The sequence below is a fragment of the Aliivibrio sp. S3MY1 genome (assembly GCF_028765575.1).
Classification (GTDB): Bacteria; Pseudomonadota; Gammaproteobacteria; order Enterobacterales; family Vibrionaceae; genus Aliivibrio.
This window is the reverse complement of record NZ_JARACO010000006.1, coordinates 84651-110244: the sequence shown is the minus strand read 5'-3', so window position 1 is coordinate 110244 and position 25594 is coordinate 84651. Positions and strand designations below refer to the sequence as shown.

Below are 25594 nucleotides of genomic sequence, written 5' to 3'. Positions count from 1 at the left end.
ACTACGGATGACAAAGGTGGTTTTTTGCTATGAAGCACACAAGGTTCAATATGAATTGTTACATACAAAGCTCAATATGCGTTCACTCACAAACTCAGCCAACCACTTGATAACTTTTTTCTCTTCCATTTCATTTTTTGCATACTTTCTTTATACTCCGGACACGTTCAGATTTTGATTCAAAGATCTGAAAGAAACTTGTCGGAGTGCTTAGTGCTTTTATAGTACGAGCTGAGACCGCATTGCGGGATCCGTAGAACCTGATCAGGCTAATACCTGCGAAGGGAACAAGAGATAATTTTTATCTTAGTTTGTTAATCACTAAGCGAATTATTTAATGATAAATCGTAGCTGAATTTTAGCGTTAATTTATTTGTGTAATTCATCACATACAGATATGCAGGTCTATTCTCTGTTGTATCTCAAACTAAGAACCTCTTGCTACAACTCAAATCCGACAAGCAATTATTCTATTTTTATCAAGGAATTTTGCTATGTCATCAAGTCGCAAACAAGCACGTTTAGATGCTAAAACCAATATTGAATCGCTGTCGGTTCAACCATACCCAAATTCAAGTAAAGTCTATATTGAAGGTTCTCGTCCAGATATTCGCGTTCCTATGCGTGAAATTTCATTGGCTGATAGCTTGGTCGGTGGGACGAAAGACAATCCAATTCTTGAACCGAATGAGCCAATTCAAGTTTATGACACATCTGGTGTTTATACTGACCCAAGCTATGAGATAGATGTTTATCAAGGTTTACCTAAATTGCGTGAGCGTTGGATTGAAGAGCGCAGTGATACAGAAATGTTGAATGGGGTTAGTTCGGTTTATTCTCAAGAACGATTGGCGGATGATACCCTTGATGAACTTCGTTATGGAAACCTACCAACTATCCGTCGCGCAAAACAAGGACAGTGCGTTACCCAACTGCATTATGCTCGCCAAGGTATTATCACTCCCGAAATGGAGTACATTGCGATCCGTGAAAACATGGGACGTCAAAAGTTTGCAGATGAGCAGTTAAATCATCAACACCCCGGACACAGTTTTGGGGCTAACTTACCTAAAGAAATTACTCCTGAATTTGTGCGTAAAGAAGTGGCAGAAGGCCGCGCTATTATCCCATCAAACATCAACCATCCAGAAGCAGAACCAATGATCATCGGTCGTAACTTCTTAATTAAAGTTAACGCCAATATTGGTAACTCATCAGTCAGTTCATCAATTGAAGAAGAAGTAGAAAAGCTGGTTTGGTCAACACGTTGGGGCGGCGATACCGTAATGGATTTGTCTACTGGTCGAAATATTCATGAAACCCGTGAGTGGATTCTACGTAATAGCCCAGTACCCATTGGCACGGTTCCAATGTATCAAGCGTTAGAAAAAGTGAATGGTGTTGCTGAAGACCTAAACTGGGAAGTGATGCGAGATACTTTAATTGAGCAAGCTGAACAGGGGGTTGATTACTTTACGATTCACGCAGGTTTGCTGCTTCGTTATGTGCCAATGACGGCAAAGCGAGTGACGGGTATTGTTTCGCGCGGTGGCTCAATCATTGCGAAGTGGTGTTTGGCTCATCACCAAGAAAGCTTCTTATATACGCACTTTCGCGAGATCTGTGAAATCTGTGCTAAGTACGATGTTGCCTTATCTTTGGGCGATGGCTTACGTCCGGGTTCAATTGCCGATGCTAACGATGAAGCGCAATTTGCTGAATTAAGAACCTTAGGTGAGCTAACCAAAGTTGCGTGGGATCACGATGTTCAAGTGATTATCGAGGGTCCTGGGCATGTTCCTATGCATATGATTAAAGAGAACATGGACGAGCAATTGAAGCATTGCCATGAAGCGCCATTTTATACCTTAGGCCCATTAACCACCGATATTGCTCCGGGGTATGACCATATTACTTCCGGGATTGGTGCTGCCATGATTGGCTGGTATGGCTGTGCCATGTTGTGTTATGTGACACCAAAAGAACATTTAGGTTTACCAAATAAAGACGATGTGAAGACTGGTTTGATTACTTATAAGTTAGCAGCACACGCAGGGGATTTAGCCAAAGGACATCCGGGAGCACAAATTCGTGATAACGCCTTATCAAAAGCCCGTTTTGAATTCCGCTGGGAAGACCAATTTAATCTATCCCTAGATCCTATCACTGCACGTGAATATCACGATGAAACCTTACCGCAAGAGTCGGGCAAAGTTGCTCACTTTTGCTCAATGTGTGGGCCTAAGTTTTGTTCAATGAAAATCTCACAAGAGGTTCGTGAGTACGCTAAAGATATCGATCAAGTCGCATTAGACCAAGCGATTGAGATCAAAATGATTGATGATCCACGTGAAGGAATGCGTCAGAAATCAGAAGAGTTTAAAGCGTCAGGCTCTGAACTTTATCATCCAGCGGTAGAAGCTGAATAACGAGATAGTCGGGGTGTTTCTTGTGGAGCATCTCTTATCTTTTGTGTACGGAATTGAAGTGAGACAGCGATGTTTACGTTCCCTAGAATTGATAAAAGTAAGTTTGGCCTGTATCCCGTGGTTGATGATGTGTCATGGATTGAGCTGCTATTAAAACTTGATGTAAAGACCATCCAACTGAGAATTAAGAATCCGGAGCAAACCGATTTAGAGCAACAGATTATCAAAGCGATTAAACTTGGACGAGAATACGATGCTCAAGTGTTCATTAATGACTATTGGCAATTAGCCATTAAGCATAAGGCATTTGGTATTCATCTTGGGCAAGAAGACATAGAAATTGCCGATTTACAGTCTATTTCCGATGCCAATATTTGTCTTGGGTTATCCACACACGATGGCAGAGAGCTACTAAAAGTAAAAGCATTAAATCCAAGTTATTTAGCGCTTGGTCATATTTTTCCTACACCGACGAAAGAGATGCCATCACAACCACAAGGCCTAGTTAACCTAGCAAAAAACCAACAGCTAGCAGGTGATACTCCAACCGTTGCTATTGGTGGCATTGATCTTACGGTCGCAGAGCAAGTGTGGCAAACCGGTGTAGACAGTATTGCGGTAGTTCGTGCGATTACTCAGGCGAGCAATGTCGAAGAAGTTATTACTCGGTTTACTGCTATTCTTGCTAAGCCAAGAGAGAAGAAAAATGTTGAGGCTACTTATGAGTAACTTACTCATGGAGGGACTCAATGATCAAGATTTCCTCCGTTATAGCCGCCAAGTCATGTTGCCTGATATTGGTGAAAAAGGGCAGTTATCACTAAGAAATAGCACAGTATTGATGATTGGTTGTGGCGGGCTTGGCTCTGCTGTCGGAATGTATTTATCCGCTTCTGGTATCGGTACATTAATTATTGCCGATGGAGACAAGGTTGAGTTAAGCAACTTACAGCGTCAAGTGATCTATCGCGATAACAACCTAAACCAAAATAAAGCGATGGCAATGGCGCAGCAACTTAAAGGGCTGAACGGTACAACTCATATTGAAGTGATCAGTCACAAACTAACAGAGCCAGAATTATCTCGCTTTATTAACCAAGTGGATGTCGTTCTCGACTGTAGCGATAACTTATTTACGCGTCATGAGATTAATGCTGCTTGTGTAAAAAACGGAGTGGCACTTATTTCTGGTGCGGCAATCGGGTGGCAGGGACAACTGATGCTGTTCTCTAATCAGCAACAGGATAATCAAAATGCATCAGCTTGCTACCATTGCTTGTTTCCATTTACAGAAAGTCAGCAAACGCAAAACTGTCAGTCATTTGGCATTATCGGTCCTGTGGTTGGCATGATCGGTAATCTACAGGCGTTAGAAACCATTAAATATCTCACTCAGCCAGATTGGATTAAGTGGAGTACGATTCATCAATTTGATGGCAGATCACTTCAATGGTCTAGCATTGATATTCCTAAAGACAACACTTGTTCTGTTTGTCGTCCATCTCAAGAACACCATCATGTTTCACGTGAAACATGGCAAAGCCAAGAGTGTATTAATGGAGCGTTTTTCTGTGAGTAATCTAATAACAATAGAGCTGAATAATGTGGTTTATCGAATAGAAAAAGCACTCTCAATTCACTCTTTTCTTACCCTGCATAAGGTTGATACTCAAGGATGTGCATTGGCGATGAACAATCAAATTATCCCAAGAGCAGAGTGGCAGACCCGTCGGCTTTCTGATGGCGAAAGCATTTCATTATTTCAAGCGATAGCAGGAGGCTAACATGAGTGGATCATTAATCATTGCTGGCAAATCTTTTTCATCACGTTTGTTTACTGGAACCGGAAAATTTCCCAACTCAGACATAATGCAAAAATCATTAATCGCGTCGGGCTCTGAGTTGGCGACCATGGCACTGAAGCGTGTAGAGGTGACTAACCCAGAAGACAATATATTAAAACCCATTGTTGATGCTGGAATTAACTTATTGCCAAATACGTCAGGAGCGAAGAACGCTAGAGAAGCAATCTTTGCCGCACAACTGGCGCGTGAAGCATTGGGTACAAACTGGCTAAAATTAGAGATTCATCCAGATCCTAAGTACTTAATGCCAGATCCAATTGAAACCCTAAAAGCAGCAGAAGAGCTAGTGAGGCAAGGGTTTATTGTCTTGCCTTATTGTCATGCTGATCCGGTGTTGTGCAAGCGATTAGAAGAAGTAGGATGCGCTACTGTAATGCCACTAGGTGCGCCGATTGGTTCAAATAAAGGCATTGTCAGTCGCGATTTTTTAGAGATTATTATCGACCAAGCACGAGTACCGGTTGTGGTTGATGCTGGCATTGGTGCGCCATCACATGCGGCTTTTGCGATGGAAATGGGAGCAGATGCAGTGTTGGTGAATACGGCGATTGCTGCCGCTAGAAATCCAATCGCAATGGCAACGGCATTCAAGTTAGCGGTGCAATCTGGTCGATTAGCTTACGAGAATGGCTTAGCAGCCGTAAATACCCAAGCCGTTGCTTCTAGTCCATTAACGGCATTTCTTGATTAAGGTGAATGAAATGACATTTACTGATGAATGGAAAAAGTTACATTGGGATGAGGTTAAACTCTCCATCTATAGCAAAACACATCATGATGTTGAAAGGGCGTTGAATAAACCCAAGCGGGATCTAGAAGACTTTAAAGCATTAGTTTCTCCAGCAGCAGAAAGCTACCTTGAACAAATGGCTCAAGAATCTGCCCGTTTAACTCGACAGCGATTTGGTCATACGATGGGGTTTTATATTCCTTTGTATCTTTCTAATCTATGTGCCAACGCATGTACTTATTGTGGTTTTTCAATGGAGAATCGAATTAAGAGGAAGACCCTTAATCAAGATGAAATAGCACAAGAAATGGCAGCAATTAAAACGATGAACTTTGATAGTGTGCTTTTGGTTACAGGAGAGCACGAAACTAAAGTTGGAATGAATTATTTTCGTCAAACACTACCACAGATAAAACAGTCGTTTAATTACCTTGCGATGGAAGTTCAGCCTCTTGAACAAGAAGAGTATGCAGAATTAAAAACCTTAGGGTTGGATGCGGTGATGGTGTATCAAGAAACGTATCATCCATCGACGTATGCGGCGCATCATCTTCGTGGTAATAAAATGGATTTTAAATACCGATTAGAAACACCAGATAGATTAGCAAAAGCGGGCATAGACAAAATAGGTATTGGTGCACTTATCGGTTTAGAAGAGTGGCGAACGGATTGTTTTTTTGTGGCAGCGCATTTGGACTACTTAGAGCGTCGATATTGGCAAACGCGTTATTCGATTTCATTTCCAAGATTGCGACCATGTGAAGGTGCATTTCAACCTAAATCTATCATGAGTGATAAGCAGTTAGTTCAGCTAATTTGTGCTTACCGGTTATTAAACCCTGACGTTGAGTTGTCACTGTCTACTAGAGAGTCGGCACACTTTAGAGATAATGTGTTGCCTTTGGGGATAACGTCAATATCAGCAGCATCGAAAACTCAACCGGGTGGGTACGCGAATGATGTTCAAGAGCTTGAACAGTTTTCTATTAGTGATGAGCGATCTGCTGAGTCAGTGTCTTTAGCGGTACAAGCGAGGGGGTTTGAACCAGTTTGGAAAGATTGGGATAGAAGCTATTCAAGTTGATGTTTCACATGAAACATCAAGGGGTAAACGATTGTTTTTACCCTTAAGAGATTTTTAAATAAAAATGCCACGTTTGCTCTTTTATACATTTACTCTTCTGTACAATAGATACGTGGCATTTTCTTTATTGTGCTTTAATTGATTAGCTTTCGTAGCTTAATTCAGCAGTGGCTTGTTTTAGCCACTCTTTTACATCACCTTCAACCAATGGGCTTACTTCATCCCACACTTTCTGGTGATAGTTGTTTAGCCAAGTTAGTTCTGGGCGGTTCAACATATCAACATTGATTAAACGCTTATCGATAGGGCAACGAGTTAAAGACTCAAAACCAAGAACCGAGAAATCACCTTGAGTTTCGATTTCAACGACCAGCTCTAAGTTCTCAATACGGATACCAAACTCATCTGAACGATAATAACCAGGCTCATTAGATAACACCATTCCTGGGATAAGAGCGGTGTTGTTGACTACTTTAGCAATACGTTGAGGTCCTTCGTGAACACTTAGGAAGTGACCAACACCGTGACCCGTGCCGTGATCGTAATCGTAGCCTTGAGCCCATAAATGCTGGCGAGCAAGGATATCTAGTTGATGACCGCAAGTTCCCTTAGGGAAGCGAGCAGAAGCCAAACCAATGTGGCCTTTTAACACCAAAGTAAATTGCTGCTTGATGTCATCACTTGGTGTACCTACTGGCAAGGTACGAGTAATGTCTGTTGTGCCATCTGGGTACTGACCGCCTGAATCAACAAGGTATAAGCTGTTCATTTGTAGCTTACCTGGTTCAGGTTGGTTTTCATGATTGTAGTGACACATTGCTGCATTGCCTGCTGCTGCTGAAATGGTGTCAAAACTTAAATCAGCTAAGGTTGCATCTTCCTCTCGGAAACCTTGAAGTTTATCAGCAAGTACCGCTTCGTCATGTAAATTGCCCGCTTCGATCTCAGCATCAAACCAAGTTAAAAATTTCACCATCGCAACGCCATCACGAATATGACACGCTTTCATGCCAGCCTTTTCTGTTTCGTTTTTAGCGGCTTTTGGTAGTAAACATGGATCTGACGCTTCAATGATTTCAGCACCTGCATCAGATAATACTAATGACATCCATGCGTTTGAGGTTGCTGAATCAACTAACACTTTTTTACCAGTAAGTGATTGTAGAATTGCTTGAAGGGCTTCTGGTTTGTGAACACGAACACCGTTACCTACATGAGCGTCAAACTCTGCTGGAAGGCGGCTCGGATCTAAGAAGAAATCCACGGTTTGATCTGCGTGAATAATCGCATGAGAAAGCAATACTGGAAGACGAGATACGTCTAAACCACGCACGTTCAGTAACCAACAAATTGAATCTAATTGCGTTAATAGTGCTGCATCTGCATTTTTCTTTGTTACTTCTTTGGCTATTTCTTGACGTTTATCGGCGCTTGATTGGCCTACTAGATCTAATTCCATTAAACGAACATCAGAGACGTTAACCTTAGGACGGTCATTCCAAATTAAGTCGATTGGATTTTCGCTGAGCGTTTCAAGAGTGACAAAACCTTCAATGGTTTTTGCTGCACTCTTAAGCCATTGTGCTGTGTGCATGCGAGGATCAATAGCCACTTTAGCATTGGTAGCTAACGTATCTTTAATCCACTCTAATAGCGGCTCTTCATGAAGGTGACGATATTCAAACACTTCTGCAGGTACTTGTTTACGAACTTGAACCGTGTAACGACCATCAACAAAAATAGCGGCTTTATCTTTGGTGATAACCGCAGCACCAGCAGAGCCAGTAAACCCTGTTGCCCACAATAGACGTTCGTTATGCTCAGGAATGTACTCGCCTAAAAATTCATCTTCATGTGGAATGATAAGGGCGTCGAAATCTTGTTGTGCAAGCCAAGAGCGAAGTTGCTCAATGCGTTGAGAAGTTTGAGGATGCATCTGGATTGTCCTTATTATTGTTCTGTCCGTATCGTTCCGAGGCAGAAGCATAGTTATATTATTGAGCTATAACCTAGCGTTTTTATTGCGTATCTGCAATTGTTGATGCTGATAAATCTTGGCAGTGGCTAATAATGATATTGCGTAGCCAACAATTGGCTGCATCATTGTCTTTTTGTTGGTGCCAAAAGAGCGTGTAGGCCATTTGGGGCAGCTCTGTTGGTAGAGGTAATACAACTAAATTGAGTTGCTTGGCGACAAGTTTAATAAAGTGACTTGGGGCGGTGAACACTAAATCAGTATGGGTGCATAAACTGGCGGCGCTATTAAAATCAGGCACGATAATACCAATGCTTCGCTCTAATCCTTTATCGGCAAGTTTGTAATCAAGCAGCCATTGATCTTTACCATCACAACGCACTTGAACATGACGTTGTTGAAGGTAAGTATCTAGTGTCCATTCTTGAGTGAGTACCGGATGGTCTTGGCGAACCAAGCACATTTGGCTGTCTCGATAAATCTCTTGGCCTCGAATGTCAGCAGGCATTTGCATTGTGATGTTGGCGTATTTTGGATCGAGATCTTTCCCGGTAATACCAATGTCCATTTCGCCTGATTGCAGTTTCTTTAAGGTATTGGTATCCCAGGCGTGGGTATCGAGCATGACATTCGGCGCTTCATTTAAAATGTAAGACATGAAGTGTGGCAAAAGCAGTGGATAAGTGCTCTCGACTAAACCGACGCGAAAACGGTAATGACTGCGTTGAGGCTCAAAGATCGCAGATTCTGTGATGCTTTCCAAATGACTTAATAAGGTTTGCAGCTGTCGCTGAAGATTACGAGCTTTGGCTGTGGGGAGTAGGCCATAAGCAGTACGAGTAAATAGAGGGTCATTAAATTGTTCACGTAATTTCGCTAAGTTTTTACTGACCGCAGACTGGCTTAAACAAAGACGCTGCGCTGCACGCGTCACGCTTTTTTCTTCCAACAATAGATGAAGTGTAAGCAATAAATTGAGGTCGACTTTGCTCAGTTTTTCAAAAAACATAGAGATATTCCAAAATAGAATGTTAGATCTGAATATAAACCATTTCTGTTCATATCTCTAATTACGTACACTCCACGGACTATTTTAGGAGTTACACATGCACACGCCAGTTTCAGCATTACCAATACAACAATCAGATAAAAAAATTATTACGTTAATGGTTATTTTGGTTTTATTTAGTCCATTAGCTATCGATATATACCTTCCTGCTTTACCTATGATGGTAAGTGAATTTCAAGTAGCGCCAACGTTAGGTCAAGATACGATTACTTGGTTTATGTTTAGCATGGGGCTTGGGCAATTATTTGCGGGACCATTGGCCGATCGCTATGGACGTCGTCCAATTGCTTTAACGGGTATTGTTATTTATGGCTTGAGTGCGGCTCTTGCGTATTCCGCTCAAGAGATGGAAATGCTATTAGTTGCTCGACTGCTGCAAGGTTTTGGGGCGTGTGCGACGTCAGTTGCGGCTTTTGCTTCGGTACGTGATTCGTTTGGTGCAGAAAAAAGTGGCCGAATGATCAGTTACCTTAACGGGGCAATCTGTTTTATTCCTGCATTAGCCCCTATTTTAGGTAGCTACTTAACCATTCATTTTGGCTGGCGTTCAAACTTCAGTTTTATGGCAGGTTTTGCACTAGTTGCTCTAGCGTTGATCGCGATTAATTATAAAGAAACAAAACCGAAAGATGCAGTACAAACAGGGCGCTTAATCAGCCCATCTCGTTACTGGTCGGTATTACAGCATCCAACGTTCTTATTCCACGCAACCTTATGTATGTTAGCGATGGGAGTTATCTTAGCTTATGTTACTTCAGCCCCCGTATTTCTGATTGATAAGCTTGGGCTGACAATGCAAGAATTTACGAATTGGTTTGCGGTAAATGCGGTATTAAATATTGCGGCGTGTTTTGCTGCACCTAAATTTATGATCAGATTCGGAACTCGAAAAGCCCTTCTTTTTGGCTTGAGTGTGCTCATCGCCGCAGGTGGGTTGATGCTAGGGTTCCAACATATTCAGCAAGCTTGGGCGTTTATGATCCCGATTTTCTTCTCGTCAGTAGGCTTCGCATGGGTACTGGGTTCGGCGGCAGGCAAAGCATTAGCACCCTTTGGTGATAGAGCGGGTACTGCTGCTGCATTATTAGGGTTGTTTCAAATGAGTGGTGCAGGCGTCATTGTTGGCACAATGCAAAGATTAGCACTCCCTTCTGCACAGCTTCTAACACTAATGATGTGGCTTCTTATCCCAGGCTTGCTGATCCTATTAAGTAAAAAAGGCAAAGTATGGCATTCAGAGAAAATAACAGAGTTAAGCTAAACTCTCTATTCTCTAGTGTGACTTGTATCGTTCGAGGTTAATCGCATAATTTGTACATAAATGGAGCGTTTTTGGCTTTTAATATATTCAGTTAGTTTTCGTTTCAGTGTATATTCACACTTAGATTATTATTGATTGATTATAAAAACAGGGCAAAACACGCAATGTCGATGTCTATTATTGAAATGGCTCGTGTTCTAGAGCAAATGGATGAGTCGCCAGAGAAACTCATGTTTGGCCGACTTCTTTCAGAACTTGGTAATCAAAGCCAAGAACGAGTACGAAGTGCAGCACGACAAGTGTCTGTACCAACATTGCGTGATCTTATTTACCAATTTCAAGTGGTAATTGAAGAGCGCAAAGGCGAAACAACAAAAAAATTAGCCGAAGAAATGGCCAAAGAAGGCGTCTCTTTAGAAGATTTTCAAGCTTATTTAGCAAACAAATAATGTGTGCTTAATGTAAATAAGCCACATAAATTAAAAAGCAGCGAATAAACGCTGCTTTTTTTGTGCCTGATAAACCACTAGCTATTCACTTTCAATTGCAATCTTTGTCTCTTTTTTCTTACCATAAAATTGTTGAACGAGTAATCCACACACAATCATAACCAAGCCAATTAAGGTTGATGGATGGATCTCTTCACCAATAATGTTTGCCAACAGCAGTAACGAAATAAAAGGAGAAGCAAAAATCAGGTTACTAATACGTGCTGTATTTTTAGTTAAACGCAGTGCAGATAGCCACAATACAAACGTGATACCCATCTCAAACAAACCGACATAAGATACCGCTAACCAACCCCTTATTGGGATTTGTTCCCAAGGCGCACCTTCATAAATACTCAAGCCAATCGCCACAGGTAAAGCGACTAAAAAGCCAAGCAATAAACCAAGAATTGGATCAGCCTTGTTTTTCGTATTTAAAATCCAATAACTTGCCCATAATAAGGTTGAAACGAGAGCCAGCCCGACACCTAAAGGGCTGTCAAATTCTAAGCCTAACACATCACCCTTGGTGGCAATAACGATAACCCCAGCGTAACCCAAGACACAAGCTATCCAATCTTGCTTACGTATTTTTTGACCAAGAAAAACCGCCGCCATTAACGTCAAAGTAATTGCCCAGCTGTAGTTGATTGGTTGGGCTTGAGAAGCAGGCAGTAAATCGTAAGATTTGAAGAGAACTAAGTAATAAGCCAGTGGATTAATCGCGCCAAGTAAAATGTAGTACAAAGGGTTGGCAACCAAGGTGTTCACTAATTGCGATAAGGTTTTTTGGTAAGCCGCAACGGCCGCTAGTGCAATAATAGAAACCATACAGGCAATGGTGAGCATTTGGGTGGGGGTAAAGTGTTCTAAAGTGATTTTAAAAGCGGTTGCCACGGTTGACCATAAGAGCACCGCAGCCATTCCAAAGCCTAAAGCACGACGTTCATTCATTGTTATTATTCTCAGTTATAAATCCATTTAGATCTGGAGTGTACCTGCGCTTGAAAAATAGTGTTAACTGGACATTTATCCAGTATCAAAATATCCTATAAGAATAAGTTTTTGTATTGAGTGAGTTATGGAATTTTTTAATCAATTTGGTGGGCACTTATTGTTTGGTTTTGCGGGGGCAAGCATTGCTTATGCCGTTGCTCATGTATTAACAAAAAGTCGTAATCAACAAGAATTAGCCTTATTAGAGCATGAATTAGAATCAGAAAAAAAACTCGCATCAACTCAATTAAACCAGCTCAATCTGCAGTTAGAGAAACAGCAAAGTGAGTTGAATGAACTGGATTTAGAAAGAGATAAGCTTGCCCAAGAGCAAAAACAATCTCATGGTCGTTTAATGGCTGCTATGGAAAAGCTGCGTTATTTTGAGGCTATCCAAAAAGAGAAAGAATTCTTAACTCAACAATTAGAGTTTTCACGTCAAGCCAATTCTAATGTAGAAGCGGAGCTGAGAGAGCAAGAAGCGCGTCATGAAGAAGAGCGTAAATCGAGCCAAGAAAAGCTTGAGATGCTAGAGCGTGCAGAGTTGCGTTTAAAGCAGCAATTTGAAAACTTAGCGAATCAGTTGTTTGAACAAAAAACCAAAACCGTTGATGAGCAAAACAAAGTCAGTTTAGAAGGCTTGCTGTCACCATTAAAAGAACAGCTCGAAGGGTTTAAAAGACAGGTTAACGACAGTTTTGGTTTTGAAGCCAAAGAACGTCACACCTTGGTGCATGAAATTCGCAGCTTGCAACAGCTGAACGAACGAATGACACAAGAGGCGGTAAACCTGACCAATGCCCTTAAAGGTGACAACAAGCAGCAGGGCAATTGGGGTGAAGTGGTCCTTTCTCGTGTATTGCAAGGATCAGGCTTACGAGAGGGACATGAGTACGATACTCAAGTCAGTATGGATGATGACGATGGTAAACGTTTTTATCCTGATGTGATTGTTCACTTACCTGATGAGAAAGATGTCGTGGTCGATTCAAAAATGACCTTAGTGGCGTATGAGCGATTTTTCAACAGTGATGACTTCAATCAAAAAGAACAAGCATTGGATGAGCACTTAATGGCCATTCGTGCGCATTTACGTGGATTAAGTAAAAAGGATTACCATAAGTTAAATGGCTTACGTAGCCTTGATTATGTCTTAATGTTTATTCCCGTAGAGCCAGCGTTCCAAGTCGCTATTGAAGCGGATCCATCTTTAATATCAGACGCCATGGAACAGAACATTATAATTGTAAGCCCTACTACTTTGCTCGTAGCACTAAGAACCATTAGCAATTTATGGCGTAACGAGAGACAAAACCAAAATGCCAAAATCATTGCCGATCGGGCCAGTAAATTATACGACAAAATGCGTTTATTTGTTGATGATATGGAAGCCGTTGGTGGCTCATTAGATAAAGCCAATCAAAGTTATCAAGGTGCAATGAATAAACTCGCAAGTGGGCGAGGCAATCTTATTCGTCAGGCAGAAAGCTTTAAAGAGCTAGGCGTTGAAGTGAAGCGAGATATAAATCGTAAATTTATTGAGCAATCTTTTGAAACAGATACGATGCAAACACTTGGTGATAATGGCTTGGATAAAGTAGACTAGAGCGCTGTTGAATTCAGAGAACAATCTCTAGAGGACGAAAAATGACGGACAAGATGAACATGGCTGAAGAAACAACACACTTCGGCTTCACCACAGTCGCGAAAGACGAAAAAGTAGCGAAAGTTGCGGAGGTATTTCACTCTGTAGCAGCAAAATACGACATCATGAATGACCTTATGTCTGGTGGTGTGCATCGCGTATGGAAACGATTCACGATTGATTGCAGTGGCGTACGTCCTGGTCATAAAGTTCTTGATTTAGCTGGTGGTACGGGTGATCTTACGGCTAAATTCTCGCGTATTGTTGGTGATACAGGCCAAGTAATTTTAGCGGACATCAACAACTCAATGTTGAACGTCGGTCGCGATAAATTACGCGATATGGGTATTGTTGGTAACGTGAATTACGTACAAGCAAATGCGGAAGAACTGCCATTCCCAGATGATCACTTTGATTGTATCACCATTAGTTTTGGTCTTCGCAATGTAACCGATAAAGACAAAGCATTACGTTCGATGTTCCGCGTGCTTAAGCCGGGTGGTCGTCTACTCGTGCTGGAATTTTCAAAACCAATTCTTGAACCATTATCAAAAATTTACGACGCGTACTCTTTTCACCTATTACCAAAAATGGGTCAAATCATCGCAAATGATGCAGACAGCTATCGTTATCTTGCTGAATCTATTCGTATGCACCCAGATCAAGAGACATTGAAGGGCATGATGGAAGAGGCGGGTTTTGAACAAACAAATTACTACAACCTAACCGGTGGTATTGTTGCATTGCACCGTGGTTACAAGTTTTAAAGGATAAAACCAATGCCATTAGAACCGTTTGTAACAGGCGTGATGGAAACAGGGTTAAATACACTGTTGAAGGAATCACCAGATAGTAACGTTGCTTTATTACGCTTAAAAGGCAAAATTATTCATGTTCATTTAAATGAAGTGAACAAGGATCTTTTCTTTGTCTTTAGTCATTTACAAGTTGATATTCTTTCTCAATTTGAGGGCCAAGCTGATTGCTATCTTGCTTTAAATCTTTCTGTTTTGCCGCAATTACGTAATCAAAACAATATTACCCAGCTTATCAAACAAGATAAGTTGGTATTAGAAGGTGATTTAAAACTTGCCCAGCAATTTTCAGGGTTACTTGAAGAGTTAAAACCTGATGTAGAAGAGAAATTATCTCAATACACAGGAGACATTGTTGCTCATACGTTAGTGAGTGGCGTGAAAGGCAGTGCGTGTTGGGTAAAAAAACAAATCACTCGTCAAACTCGCCATGCGGCAGAAGTATTAACGGAAGAGTGGAAAATTGCACCAGCACCGCTAGAAATTGCATATTTCTGTGACCAAGTGTCTGATGTTGAAAGTCAACTCGCAAAGTTAGATGAACGTTTAACGCGATTATTAACTAATAATCCAATGGAGCGCGCATGACGCCATCAGAGTTAAAACGCCTATATCATATTACCAAGGTACAGCTTGAGTATGGATTGGATGAATTACTGCCTGATCATGCGTTAACTCAACTACCAAAGCGTTTACGCCGTGGTCTTTTTTGGATTAAAAATAAGCATCCAGAAAAACCATTGGGGGAACGCTTACGCTTAGCGTTGCAAGAATTGGGACCTGTTTGGATTAAGTTTGGTCAAATGATGTCGACTCGTCGCGATCTCTTTCCTCCACATTTAGCTGACCAGCTGGCATTATTACAAGATCAAGTTGCTCCATTTGATGGTCAATTAGCGAAAGACCAAATGGAACACTCATTAGGCGGCCCATTAGAAAACTGGTTTACTGATTTCGATATAATCCCATTGGCTTCTGCTTCGATTGCACAGGTTCATACTGCCAAACTTAAAGAGTCGGGTCGTGAGATTGTTCTGAAAGTGATCCGCCCTGATATTCGCCCTGTGATAGAAGCGGATATTCGCTTAATGTATCGCATGGCAAGGTTAGTTGAACAACATATTCCTGAAGCGCGCCGTTTAAAGCCGGTTGAAGTCATTGAGGAATACGAAAAAACCTTAGTGGATGAACTAGACTTAAGAAGAGAAGCCAGTAATGCAATGCAGCTACGCCGAAACTTCGAAGGTAGCGAAGAACTTTATGTGCCTGAAGTCATTTTAGATTTAAGCTCTGAACATTTAATGGTGTCTGAGCGTATCTATGGTATTCAAGTTTCCGACATTGCGCAGCTAGAAAGAAATGGCACTAACATGAAGCTATTAGCTGAGCGTGGTGTATCGGTTTTCTTTACTCAAGTATTCCGTGACAGTTTCTTTCATGCCGATATGCACCCTGGCAATGTTTTCGTTAATCCAGATAATCCAGATAATCCACAATGGATTGGATTGGACTGTGGTATTGTTGGAACACTCAATAAAGAAGATAAGCGTTATCTCGCTGAAAATCTATTGGGTTTCTTTAATAGCGATTATCGTAAAGTCGCACAATTGCATGTTGATTCAGGTTGGGTTCCGGCAGACACGAATGTCGAAGAATTTGAGTTTGCGATCCGCATGGTGTGTGAGCCCATTTTTGCGAAACCATTAGGGGAGATCTCTTTTGGTCACGTGCTATTGAACTTATTTAATACTGCACGTCGCTTTAATATGGAAGTGCAGCCACAACTGGTACTATTGCAAAAAACATTATTGTACGTAGAAGGGTTAGGACGACAGCTTTATCCTCAACTGGATCTATGGGCAACCGCCAAACCGTTTTTAGAAACGTGGATGGCAAAACAGATTGGACCGGCAGCCTTTATGACTGCTTTGACTGAGAAAGCACCATTCTGGGCAGAAAAACTACCTGAACTACCTGATTTAGTTTATGACAGTTTGCGCCAGGGCAAAGTTCTCAATCAACGAATGGATAAACTCTACGCAGGGTATCGTCAAAGTAAGCGCCAACAAGCGAAAGGGCAATTCCTATTTAATGTTGGAGCAACTCTGCTGATTTGTTCTGCGGTGTTATTAACCAGTAACATTACTGCGTTAGCATCAATTAGTGCTGCTACAGGAGTCACGTTTTGGCTATTAAGCTGGCGAGCATATCGTTAATAAGCGTTATTCTATTTAGCAATTTTTTAACCCCTAACACGCTGAGGAAATAAGCATGGGTGGTATTAGTATTTGGCAACTTCTTATTATTGCAGTAATCATTATTCTACTATTTGGTACGAAGAAATTACGCGGTGTAGGCAGTGATTTGGGTTCTGCAGTTAAAGGCTTTAAAAAAGCAATAAGCGATGAAGACACAGCAAAAGATGCGAAAAAAGACGCAGACTTTGTTGCTCCTCAAAACTTAGAGAAAAAAGAAGCTGAAACAGTAGAAAAACAAAAGCAAAACGACAAAGAGCAGGCATAACACGTGTTTGATATCGGTTTTTGGGAACTGATACTGATCTCTGTTGTTGGGCTCGTTGTGTTGGGACCTGAGCGCTTGCCAAAGGCGATTCGTTCGGTGGTTCAATTTGTGAGTGCAGCAAAAAGCATGGCGAATAACGTCAAAGATGAGCTGTCTCAAGAGTTGAAAATACAAGAGCTACAAGAAAATTTGCGTAAAGCAGAACAGATGAATATGGAAGACTTAGCCCCTGATCTTAAAAAATCAGTGGAAGAGTTAAAACAAGCGGCAGCTGATGTCACTCGTCCATATGCAAAACCAGAAGAAAGTGTAGATGCCCAAAAGGCAGATACCGCAGCTCCGGTGACATCTGATTCAACTTCTAAAACAAAAGCAGAGTAATTATGTCATCAGCTGAACACTCTCAACCGTTGTTAACTCATCTGCTAGAGCTAAGAAATCGTCTATTAAAGGCATTAATTGCTGTAATAGTAGTATTTTTAGGTCTGGTTTGGTTTGCTAACGACATTTATGAGTTCTTATCTGCACCCTTGGTAGAAAGATTACCAGCGGGCGCAACGATGATAGCAACTGATGTCGCGTCACCTTTTTTCACGCCCATAAAGCTGACTTTGGTGGCATCGGTATTTGTTGCTGTACCTATGATTCTTTATCAGGTGTGGGCATTTGTAGCTCCAGGGTTGTATAAGCATGAGAAAAAACTCGTCATGCCATTACTGTTCTCAAGCTCTTTATTGTTTTACGCCGGTGTCTCTTTTGCTTACTTTGTCGTCTTTCCTTTGGTGTTTGGTTTCTTTACCACAATTGCACCAGAGGGGGTCCAAGTAGCAACAGATATTGCCAGTTATCTTGATTTTGTCTTAGCACTATTTATGGCTTTTGGTATTGCATTTGAAGTGCCTGTTGCCATTATCTTACTGTGCTGGACAGGAGCAACAACGCCGGAAACACTCAGAGAAAAGCGTCCATACATAGTGGTGGGTGCCTTTGTTGTTGGTATGATGCTGACGCCTCCAGATATTATTTCTCAAACCTTGCTTGCAGTACCTATGTGTATTCTGTTTGAAATTGGTTTGTTCTTCTCACGTTTTTATGTGAGAGAGAAAAATGAAGATGATATGGAACAAGATGAAGCGTAATGCTTGATTAAGAACGAATAGCTAAAAAGCGCTGATATTTGTCAGCGCTTTTTTTATGTCTTTAGAAAATGAAAAGTGACCATGATCACCTTTTTATTTTAAGCTTGTAGGAAGTAATAGAGACAAAGTGGAAGCGCCTTGTGCGAGATCTCTCACAAGAGAGTGAGATTTAGCGCTTTATTTGTGAGGATATTTACACTTTTTTGGTGTAACTAATTGAAAATAATAGGGTTGTGTTTTTATCTTCAATTTCGCATGTTTTTTTTTGCAAAAATAGTGAAATAGTCTATTGCTGAAACAAGCCAAAAGAGTAATCTTATTGGTGTCGGAAGGATGCTGACACGGAACAGGAACTAACCAAGGATTTGGTACACTTCAGGATGAGGTTCTCGGTTACTTAGGATTAGTAATCGGCATGGATAGCGAAATGGACATTGAATGGACGCAATAGTAACTAGGATGGTTGCTACTAAGGAAAGACAATGGACACCTTTAGGATTGAGGTAAAAGGACTGCACATCAGGATGATGTAAAGGACACCGCTCAAGGAATAAGCGAAGAGAGTTAACTAAGGATTGTTAACGGATCAGGATAAGATCAAGGACACCGCTAGGATAGCGAGAAAGGAATGCACTGAAGGGATCAGTATACTATCAAGGATTTGATGCATGGAGCACCATTAGTAGCCGGATTGCTGCGAGTAAAGTTATAGCCCCGTTAGACGAGAGTCTAGCGGGGTTTTTCTTGTTTGGAGCAAAGTAAAAAGCAGGGTTCAGATCGGCCGCAAGCTCCCTTAAAGGTTTCAGGGGGATGTGTGATGAGTTTATCTATATTCGCTAGAAACTATACACTTCGCTAACTAGATACTATAAGAGCGAGTGTTGTGACGTTGGAATAACAGCGTTAAAGAATCAGCTTTTTCTCTTATAGAAGCGAAGCGGTCTAGCCTCTGGTTAGCGCAGCGTATAGGCTCTTCCTGAAACCTCTAGCGAAGCGATTTGAATCCTTATTCCCAAAACACCATCACCTGTGTGCGAGATCTCTCACAAGCAAGTGCGAATTTTCGCTTTATTCATGGGTAAATACAACCAACCATCATTTAACCTATTGATATTTATTTGTTTTCTATGTTTAAGTAAAAGGGCGATAATTATTTTTTCAAAAGTTTGAATTTAGTCTATTGCTGAAAATAATCAAAAGCGTAATCTTATTGGTGTCGGAAGGATGCTGACACGGAACAGGAACTAACCAAGGATTTGGTACGCTTCAGGATGAGGCTTTCGGTTACTTAGGATTAGTAATCGGCACGGATAGCGAAATGGACATTGAATGGACGCAATAGTAACTAGGATGGTTGCTACTAAGGAAAGACAAAGGACACCGCTCAAGGAACAAGTGAAGAGAGTTAACTAGGGATTGTTAACGGATCAGGATAAGATCAAGGACACCGCTAGGATAGCGAGAAAGGAATGCACTGAAGGGATCAGTATACTATCAAGGATTTGATGCATGGAGCATCATTAGTAGCCGGATTGCTGCGAGTAAAGTTATAACCCCGTTGGACGAGAGTCTAACGGGGTTTTTCTTGTTTAGGGCAAAGTAAAAATGCAGGGTTCAGATCGGTCGCAAGCTCCCTTAAAGGGTTCAGGGGTATGCGTAATGAGTTTATCTATACTAGCTAGAAACTATACGCTGCGCTAACTAGATACTATAAGAGCGAGTGTTGTGACGTTGGAATAACAGCGTTAAAGAATCAGCTTTTTCTCTTATAGAAGCGAAGCGGTCTAGCCTCTAGTTAGCGTAGCGTATAGGCTCTTCCTGAAACCTGAAACCGTTTTTTGGATCTTAAATCCCAAAAAGTCTTTTCGCATTCGCCGTCGTAATCGCATCCACATCTGCCAGGCTCATCTCACGCAAATCCGCCACGCGTTGAGCAACCAACTGCGTATATGCCGGCTCATTACGCTTACCACGGTGAGGCACTGGTGCTAAATATGGGCAATCGGTCTCTAAGATTAAGTAGTCCATATTAAGGTGAGGAATGATTTTATCCATACCGCCATTTTTAAAAGTAGAAACACCACCAAGACCTAAGTGAAAACCTAAATCATTGATCGCTTTGGCTTCATCAACAGAGCCACCAAAGCAGTGGAAAGTGCCTGACAATGAGCCGTCTTGCTCTTGTTTTAGCAGGGTTAATGTCTCTTCAATAGAATCACGAGTATGAATGACAACAGGCAATTTCATCTCTTTTGCCCAATTTAATTGAGTGATGAATGCCATCTCTTGTTCCGCTTTAAAGGTTTTATCCCAGTATAGATCAATGCCTATTTCACCTACCGCAATGAAGTTATGTTTTTCAAACCAAGAGTGGATGGTCGCTAGAGTTTGCTTTACATCAGCATTTACATAGCAAGGGTGTAATCCCATCATCGATCGACAAATATCAGGGTAGGTAGCCTCGGTTTTTAGCATTGGTTCGATAGAGTCTAAATCAATGTTAGGCAATAAGATCTGATCGATACCTTGTGATAAGGCACGTTGAACAACCAAATCTCGGTCTTCATCAAATTCTTTCGCATATATGTGAGCGTGGGTATCAATCATCATTAAGGCTCTTTTATTAAAATTATGTTTTCTATCATACCAAGTTAATTGTAAAAATCAGATCCCTAAGAAAATTTGGATTCAAAAGGCGATGGGTATATATTGATCGCATCATAAATACAAAAGGAGCTCAGTGTGTCTGTATCCATTCAAGGTGCGTTTCCAAACCGTCGTATGCGTCGTATGCGTAAGCATGAATTTAGCCGTCGTCTAATGGCTGAGAACCAAGTAACAGTGAATGATTTGATCTACCCAATGTTTGTTCTTATGGGTAAAGACCGTCGTGAATCAGTAGAGTCAATGCCGGGTGTTGAGCGCTTATCAATTGATTTACTGCTTGAAGAAGCACAACGTCTTTATGATTTGGGCATTCCAGCAATTGCACTTTTCCCTGTGGTTTCACAAGATGCGAAGAGTCTTTGTGCTGCTGAGGCTCATAACCCTGAAGGTTTAGTTCAACGTACAGTTAAAGCTTTAAAAGAGCATGTGCCAGAGCTTGGTGTGATTACAGATGTGGCACTGGACCCATTCACGACTCACGGCCAAGATGGCATCATCGATGAAGATGGTTACGTGATGAATGACGTAACAACAGAAGTTCTGATTAAGCAGGCATTATCGCATGCGGAAGCCGGGGCTGATGTGGTGGCTCCGTCTGACATGATGGATGGCCGTATTGGTGAGATCCGTAAAGCGCTAGAAAAAGCAGGCCATGTTCATACGCAAATTATGGCGTACTCTGCAAAATATGCGTCTTGTTACTATGGTCCGTTCCGTGATGCCGTTGGTTCATCATCTAACTTAAAAGGTGGTAACAAGAAAAACTACCAGATGGACCCAGCCAACAGCGATGAAGCAATTCATGAAGTTGCAATGGACATCAATGAAGGTGCGGACATGGTGATGGTGAAACCAGGTATGCCTTACTTGGACATCGTTCGTCGTGTTAAAACTGAACTTCAAGTGCCTACGTTTGCTTATCAGGTATCGGGTGAATACGCGATGCACAAAGCCGCTATTATGAATGGTTGGTTGAGTGAGCGCGATACTGTGATGGAATCTTTGCTGTGCTTTAAGCGTGCTGGTGCGGATGGCATCCTAACTTACTTTGCGAAAGATGTCGCAGAGTGGTTGGCGGAAGAGAAATAAGAGCAGGGTTCAGATCGCTTCGCTTAAAGGTTTCAGAGGTGGTGTGGTGAGTTTTAGTATTAACTAGAGACTATACGCTGTGCTGACTAGAAACTATAAGAGCGAGAATCTTGAATGTTGTAAGTTCTTTAACCTCAAAAAACAAAAAAGCATGATGATTTTAGTTAATCATCATGCTTTTATTTTTCCTGAATCCTGAATCCTGAATCCTGAATCCTGAATCCTGAATCCTGAATCCTGAATCCTGAATCCTGAATCCTGAATCCTGAATCCTGAATCCTGAAACCAGTAACAATCTGGCTCTTGCTTTTGCTCTTATAGAAGCGAAGCGTTCTAGCCTCTAGTTAGCGCAGCGTATAGACTCTTACTCGTTTCTAAATACTAGTCCCTAGCATCGATAACCAAATCCCAACCAATATTCGTCTGCTTATCCGCTTCAATTTCTAACTCAGCTCTTGTCAGCGGGTTTTCTACTAACCATTGCTTATCAATCGCCAACGATAAAACATCGTCTTTTTCAGTTAGGGTCACCACTGGCGCTAAAGAGACATCACGGCGATGGGTCAAAATAAGGGCTAAACGTAGGATACGTAGCATGCGTTGAGCTGATAAATCAGACACCGCGTGTTGGTTAGGCATTGCAGAGAACTGCTCGCGATAACGACGCAGTAATTCACCTAATAGGTGTTTTTGAGCGCGAGTATAACCGGGTAAATCTAAGGCATTGATTAAGTAGGCTGAGTGCTCGCCTCCTTTTTTATAATCAATACACATGCCAATCTCATGAAGTTGAGACGCGGCTTTTAATAGCGGTAACGCTTGAGGTTCAATTAACCAATCATCACCACATTGTGCGACAAGTTGTTCAACTAAATTAGTCACTTGTTGAGCGTAGTCGGTATCAAGTTGGTAGCGTTGCTGAATGCTTGAGACGGTTCTTTTACACACCTCATCGTATTGAAGTGCTTCGATCATGCCATAGCATAACCCTTCACGCAGAGCACCGCCTGCGAGTGTCATTGAATCAATATCCAATAACTCAAAAATAGCGATAAGAATGGATAAACCACTTGGGAACACTAAAGCCCGCTCAAGAGTAAGGCCATCAATATCTAATTGTTCTAAATGTTCGTATTGCATCGCTTGCTTTTGAAGGCGCTTAAGCTTGGCTAAGGTGATAACCTCATCCATGCCTTGCGCCAACATAATTTCTTGCAATGCTTGAACCGTACCACTTGCACCTACACAGGTTTGCCAACCAAGATCGGTATACTGCTGTAAAATAGGAGCCAGTGTCTCTTTTGCGCCAGCAATGGCCGCATCAAAGTTATTCTTAGTTAATGCACGGTCTTTAAAATAGCCTTCAAGCCAAGTAACACAGCCCATTTTTAGACTTGTGAGTGCTTGTGCTTCAAAACCTTCGCCAATGATCAGTTCTGTACTTGCGCCGCCAATATCAACCACTAAGCGACGGCCATTACCACCAGAAGTGTGTGCAACTCCTTGGTAAATCGTACGAGCCTCTTCTTCACCTTCGATCACGTTAATGTCATGACCTAAGAGTTGATTGGCTTTTTCTAAGAAGACATCCACATTGGTTGCTACACGCAATGCTGCGGTGCCGACAATGCGAATGTTTTCTACAGGGATGTCTTGCAAACGTTCTGCAAATAAGCTCAAACAATCCCACCCACGCTGCATAGCTTCATGGCTAAGTGTGTAGTTTTCATCTAATCCCGCAGCCAAACGAACTTTACGTTTGATTTTGGCCATGGTTTGCACACTACCATTTATATGACGCACAACAAGCATATGGAAGCTATTTGAGCCTAAATCAATGGCGGCATACATAGGTGATATCGTTGAACTTTTCATAACATCCTTTTAATTTTCCGTAGAGCTCAGATTACGCCTGAGGGCTACGAGGTTGACGTGGGCGAGAGTACTTACGATTTCCGCCTTGACGCTGACCATTGTTGTTATTGTTGCCATTACGACGATTTTGCTGCGGACGACGTTGTAGACGTATAGGTGCAGGTAGATCTTCTAGTAGTGCTGAAGAGTCGTAATCAGATTGTGGGATTGAATGCTCAATATATTCTTCGATTGCTGGAAGATTGATTGCGTATTCTTCACAAGCAAAACTGATCGAGTTACCACTTTCACCAGCACGACCAGTACGACCGATACGGTGAACGTAATCTTCAGCTTCGTTTGGTAAATCGAAGTTAAATACGTGAGTTACTTGTGGGATGTGTAGACCACGAGCGGCAACATCAGTCGCAACTAGGATATCAACGTCACCTTTAGTAAATTCTTCTAGGATGCGCTCACGTTTTTTCTGTGGCACGTCACCAGTAAGAAGACCAACACGGTGTTTATCAGCTGCTAAATGTCCCCAAACTAATTCACATTTGTGTTTAGTATTGGCGAAAATGATAGCACGCTCAGGCCAATCTTCTTCGATAAGTGTTTGAAGAAGTGCCATTTTATGATCATTTGAAGGATAGAATAATTCTTCCTTAATACGATGACCTGTTTTTTGGTCCGGTTCGACAACAACGTGTTCAGGCTCTTGCATGTGTTCAAAAGCAAGCTCTTGTACACGATAAGATAGCGTTGCAGAGAACAGCATGTTTAAGCGTTCTGTTGGCGCAGGCATACGACGGAAGATAAAGCGAATGTCTTTAATAAAACCTAAATCGAACATACGATCGGCTTCATCAAGTACAACGGCTTGAATCATCTTAAAGTCGATGTGACCTTGCTTGTAGAAGTCGATGATACGACCGGTGGTTCCGATCAAAATATCAACGCCTTGCTCAATCACTTGTTGTTGTTTTTCATAACGTTCGCCACCGTAAGCTAGCGCGGCTTTGACACCCGTGCTTGCGATTAGTGACTCAGCATCTTTATGAATTTGAATCGCTAATTCACGCGTTGGTGCCATGATAATGGCACGCGGTTGCGTGATTTTACGACCTTCAGGAGCTGGTGTCGTTAGTAGGTGATTAAAAGTAGCAGTAAGGAACGCTAGCGTCTTACCTGTACCCGTTTGGGCTTGGCCTGCAATGTCTTGGCCGGCGAGCAGTACCGGCAATGCCTTAGCTTGAATAGGAGTACATTTTATGAACCCCTGTGCATTCAAACCATCAAGGACCTGAGGCTCTAAACCTAGGTCGGCAAACTTTTGCTCTGTGATGTGCGTCTTTTTCATTGCTATAGAATATCAGTTAAAGCTTGCAATACGAAACGTATTCCATTCAAATAGGGTATCAATTTGCTGGTTATCATCAAATCAGCCTTTAAATTTAACGTTGGAGTTGACGATGAGCGACAAAATTTTGCAGCTTACAGATAGCGGTTTTGAAGAAAGTGTGATCAATGCTGCAGGCCCAGTACTAGTAGATTTCTGGGCAGAATGGTGTGGTCCTTGTAAAATGATTGCCCCTATTTTGGATGAGATTGCTGACGAGTACGAAGGCAAACTAACGATCGGTAAATTAAATATCGATCAGAATGCAGGAACACCACCAAAATTTGGTATCCGTGGCATTCCTACATTGCTTTTATTTAAAGATGGCGACGTTGCTGCAACGAAAGTGGGTGCACTTTCGAAAACTCAACTTAAAGAGTTTCTTGATGCAAACCTATAATATAGGGTGCAATTAAGTCAGATAGAACCGCATATAATAAGAAATTATGTGCGGTTTTGTTTTTCTAAGCTAGACTAAAATACGAATAAGTGATAATTTATTCGCGCGTATTTCATACGATTTCATTTCTTGACCGAGCTCGAAGGTCATCCATTCTTAAATC

Annotated in this window: 22 protein-coding genes, 1 pseudogene and 1 riboswitch; of the genes and pseudogenes, 17 read left to right on the top strand and 6 right to left on the bottom strand. The window is 41.7% G+C overall.

The window, feature by feature from the left end; genetic code table 11:
- The first annotated feature begins 192 nt into the window (after positions 1–192).
- Positions 193–304, top strand: a riboswitch (TPP riboswitch).
- A gap of 190 nt (positions 305–494) precedes the next feature.
- The 6 genes and pseudogenes from thiC (at position 495) to thiH (ending at position 6108) form a co-directional block, all read left to right on the top strand.
- Complete coding sequence (gene thiC / locus PVK62_RS05995; RefSeq protein WP_274443680.1) at positions 495–2429, top strand: phosphomethylpyrimidine synthase ThiC; 1935 nt, start codon at positions 495–497, stop codon at positions 2427–2429.
- A gap of 66 nt (positions 2430–2495) precedes the next feature.
- Positions 2496–3158, top strand: a pseudogene (gene thiE, locus PVK62_RS05990) (thiamine phosphate synthase); the annotation flags it as partial.
- Entirely contained in the window at positions 3151–4008 is an 858-nt protein-coding gene (locus tag PVK62_RS05985) for a HesA/MoeB/ThiF family protein (RefSeq protein WP_274443678.1), read from the top strand. The pseudogene thiE and the gene PVK62_RS05985, both read left to right, overlap by 8 nt.
- Complete coding sequence (gene thiS / locus PVK62_RS05980) at positions 4001–4213, top strand: sulfur carrier protein ThiS (RefSeq protein ID WP_274443677.1); 213 nt, start codon at positions 4001–4003, stop codon at positions 4211–4213. The genes PVK62_RS05985 and thiS overlap by 8 nt, the downstream gene beginning before the upstream one ends.
- Before the next feature lies 1 nt (position 4214).
- Positions 4215–4985, top strand: coding sequence for a thiazole synthase (locus PVK62_RS05975; RefSeq protein WP_274443676.1), 771 nt, complete (start codon positions 4215–4217; stop codon positions 4983–4985).
- A gap of 10 nt (positions 4986–4995) precedes the next feature.
- Positions 4996–6108, top strand: coding sequence for a 2-iminoacetate synthase ThiH (gene thiH / locus PVK62_RS05970; RefSeq protein ID WP_274443675.1), 1113 nt, complete (start codon positions 4996–4998; stop codon positions 6106–6108).
- Positions 6109–6250: 142 nt separating this feature from the next.
- On the opposite strand, the gene PVK62_RS05965 is transcribed toward thiH, so the two are convergent.
- Together PVK62_RS05965 and PVK62_RS05960 are read right to left on the bottom strand one after the other, a co-directional pair.
- The gene (locus tag PVK62_RS05965; protein ID WP_274443674.1) at positions 6251–8044 is read right to left on the bottom strand and encodes an aminopeptidase P family protein; all 1794 of its coding nucleotides are present in this window, start codon (positions 8042–8044) and stop codon (positions 6251–6253) included.
- Positions 8045–8126: 82 nt separating this feature from the next.
- Positions 8127–9092: a LysR family transcriptional regulator gene (locus PVK62_RS05960; RefSeq protein ID WP_274443673.1), complete on the bottom strand. Its 966-nt coding sequence runs from the start codon at positions 9090–9092 to the stop codon at positions 8127–8129.
- 97 nt (positions 9093–9189) lie between these two features.
- Between PVK62_RS05960 and PVK62_RS05955 the strand changes: the two genes are divergently transcribed.
- Both PVK62_RS05955 and tsrA read left to right on the top strand, forming a co-directional pair.
- On the top strand, positions 9190–10413 hold the full coding sequence (locus PVK62_RS05955) for a multidrug effflux MFS transporter (protein ID WP_274443672.1): 1224 nt from the start codon (positions 9190–9192) through the stop codon (positions 10411–10413).
- Positions 10414–10577: 164 nt separating this feature from the next.
- The gene (gene tsrA, locus PVK62_RS05950) at positions 10578–10862 is read left to right on the top strand and encodes an H-NS-like global regulator TsrA (protein WP_274443671.1); all 285 of its coding nucleotides are present in this window, start codon (positions 10578–10580) and stop codon (positions 10860–10862) included.
- An 81-nt stretch (positions 10863–10943) separates the two neighbouring features.
- Here the strand turns inward: tsrA and PVK62_RS05945 are convergent, their stop codons facing one another.
- The gene (locus PVK62_RS05945; protein WP_274443670.1) at positions 10944–11855 is read right to left on the bottom strand and encodes a DMT family transporter; all 912 of its coding nucleotides are present in this window, start codon (positions 11853–11855) and stop codon (positions 10944–10946) included.
- 127 nt (positions 11856–11982) lie between these two features.
- Here PVK62_RS05945 and rmuC point away from each other — a divergent pair, with 127 nt between their 5' ends.
- Genes rmuC through tatC form a run of 7 tightly spaced genes read left to right on the top strand, consistent with a single transcriptional unit; the run spans position 11983 to position 18019 of the window.
- Complete coding sequence (gene rmuC, locus PVK62_RS05940) at positions 11983–13503, top strand: DNA recombination protein RmuC (RefSeq protein WP_274443669.1); 1521 nt, start codon at positions 11983–11985, stop codon at positions 13501–13503.
- A 41-nt stretch (positions 13504–13544) separates the two neighbouring features.
- Positions 13545–14309 carry a bifunctional demethylmenaquinone methyltransferase/2-methoxy-6-polyprenyl-1,4-benzoquinol methylase UbiE gene (gene ubiE, locus PVK62_RS05935; protein ID WP_274443668.1) on the top strand — a complete coding sequence of 255 codons (765 nt, stop codon included), beginning with the start codon at positions 13545–13547 and terminating at the stop codon, positions 14307–14309.
- A 12-nt stretch (positions 14310–14321) separates the two neighbouring features.
- Positions 14322–14945: a ubiquinone biosynthesis accessory factor UbiJ gene (locus PVK62_RS05930; RefSeq protein WP_274443667.1), complete on the top strand. Its 624-nt coding sequence runs from the start codon at positions 14322–14324 to the stop codon at positions 14943–14945.
- A complete protein-coding gene (gene ubiB / locus PVK62_RS05925) occupies positions 14942–16573 on the top strand; it encodes a ubiquinone biosynthesis regulatory protein kinase UbiB (RefSeq protein ID WP_274443666.1) in 1632 nt (543 codons plus the stop codon). Before PVK62_RS05930 ends, ubiB begins: the two co-directional genes overlap by 4 nt.
- A gap of 55 nt (positions 16574–16628) precedes the next feature.
- Positions 16629–16880: a Sec-independent protein translocase subunit TatA gene (gene tatA, locus PVK62_RS05920; RefSeq protein ID WP_130048507.1), complete on the top strand. Its 252-nt coding sequence runs from the start codon at positions 16629–16631 to the stop codon at positions 16878–16880.
- Positions 16881–16883: 3 nt separating this feature from the next.
- Positions 16884–17261, top strand: coding sequence for a Sec-independent protein translocase protein TatB (gene tatB / locus PVK62_RS05915; protein WP_274443665.1), 378 nt, complete (start codon positions 16884–16886; stop codon positions 17259–17261).
- A 2-nt stretch (positions 17262–17263) separates the two neighbouring features.
- Positions 17264–18019: a Sec-independent protein translocase subunit TatC gene (gene tatC, locus PVK62_RS05910; RefSeq protein WP_274443664.1), complete on the top strand. Its 756-nt coding sequence runs from the start codon at positions 17264–17266 to the stop codon at positions 18017–18019.
- 1845 nt (positions 18020–19864) lie between these two features.
- On the opposite strand, the gene PVK62_RS05905 is transcribed toward tatC, so the two are convergent.
- On the bottom strand, positions 19865–20626 hold the full coding sequence (locus PVK62_RS05905) for a TatD family hydrolase (RefSeq protein WP_274443714.1): 762 nt from the start codon (positions 20624–20626) through the stop codon (positions 19865–19867).
- A 135-nt stretch (positions 20627–20761) separates the two neighbouring features.
- Between PVK62_RS05905 and hemB the strand changes: the two genes are divergently transcribed.
- Entirely contained in the window at positions 20762–21775 is a 1014-nt protein-coding gene (hemB, locus tag PVK62_RS05900) for a porphobilinogen synthase (protein WP_274443663.1), read from the top strand.
- A gap of 381 nt (positions 21776–22156) precedes the next feature.
- Here hemB and gppA read toward each other — a convergent pair whose 3' ends face one another.
- Both gppA and rhlB read right to left on the bottom strand, forming a co-directional pair.
- Positions 22157–23650, bottom strand: coding sequence for a guanosine-5'-triphosphate,3'-diphosphate diphosphatase (gene gppA / locus PVK62_RS05895; RefSeq protein ID WP_274443662.1), 1494 nt, complete (start codon positions 23648–23650; stop codon positions 22157–22159).
- A gap of 31 nt (positions 23651–23681) precedes the next feature.
- Positions 23682–24992: an ATP-dependent RNA helicase RhlB gene (gene rhlB, locus PVK62_RS05890; RefSeq protein ID WP_274443661.1), complete on the bottom strand. Its 1311-nt coding sequence runs from the start codon at positions 24990–24992 to the stop codon at positions 23682–23684.
- 112 nt (positions 24993–25104) lie between these two features.
- Here rhlB and trxA point away from each other — a divergent pair, with 112 nt between their 5' ends.
- Positions 25105–25431: a thioredoxin TrxA gene (gene trxA, locus PVK62_RS05885; protein WP_274443660.1), complete on the top strand. Its 327-nt coding sequence runs from the start codon at positions 25105–25107 to the stop codon at positions 25429–25431.
- Positions 25432–25594 lie beyond the last annotated feature (163 nt).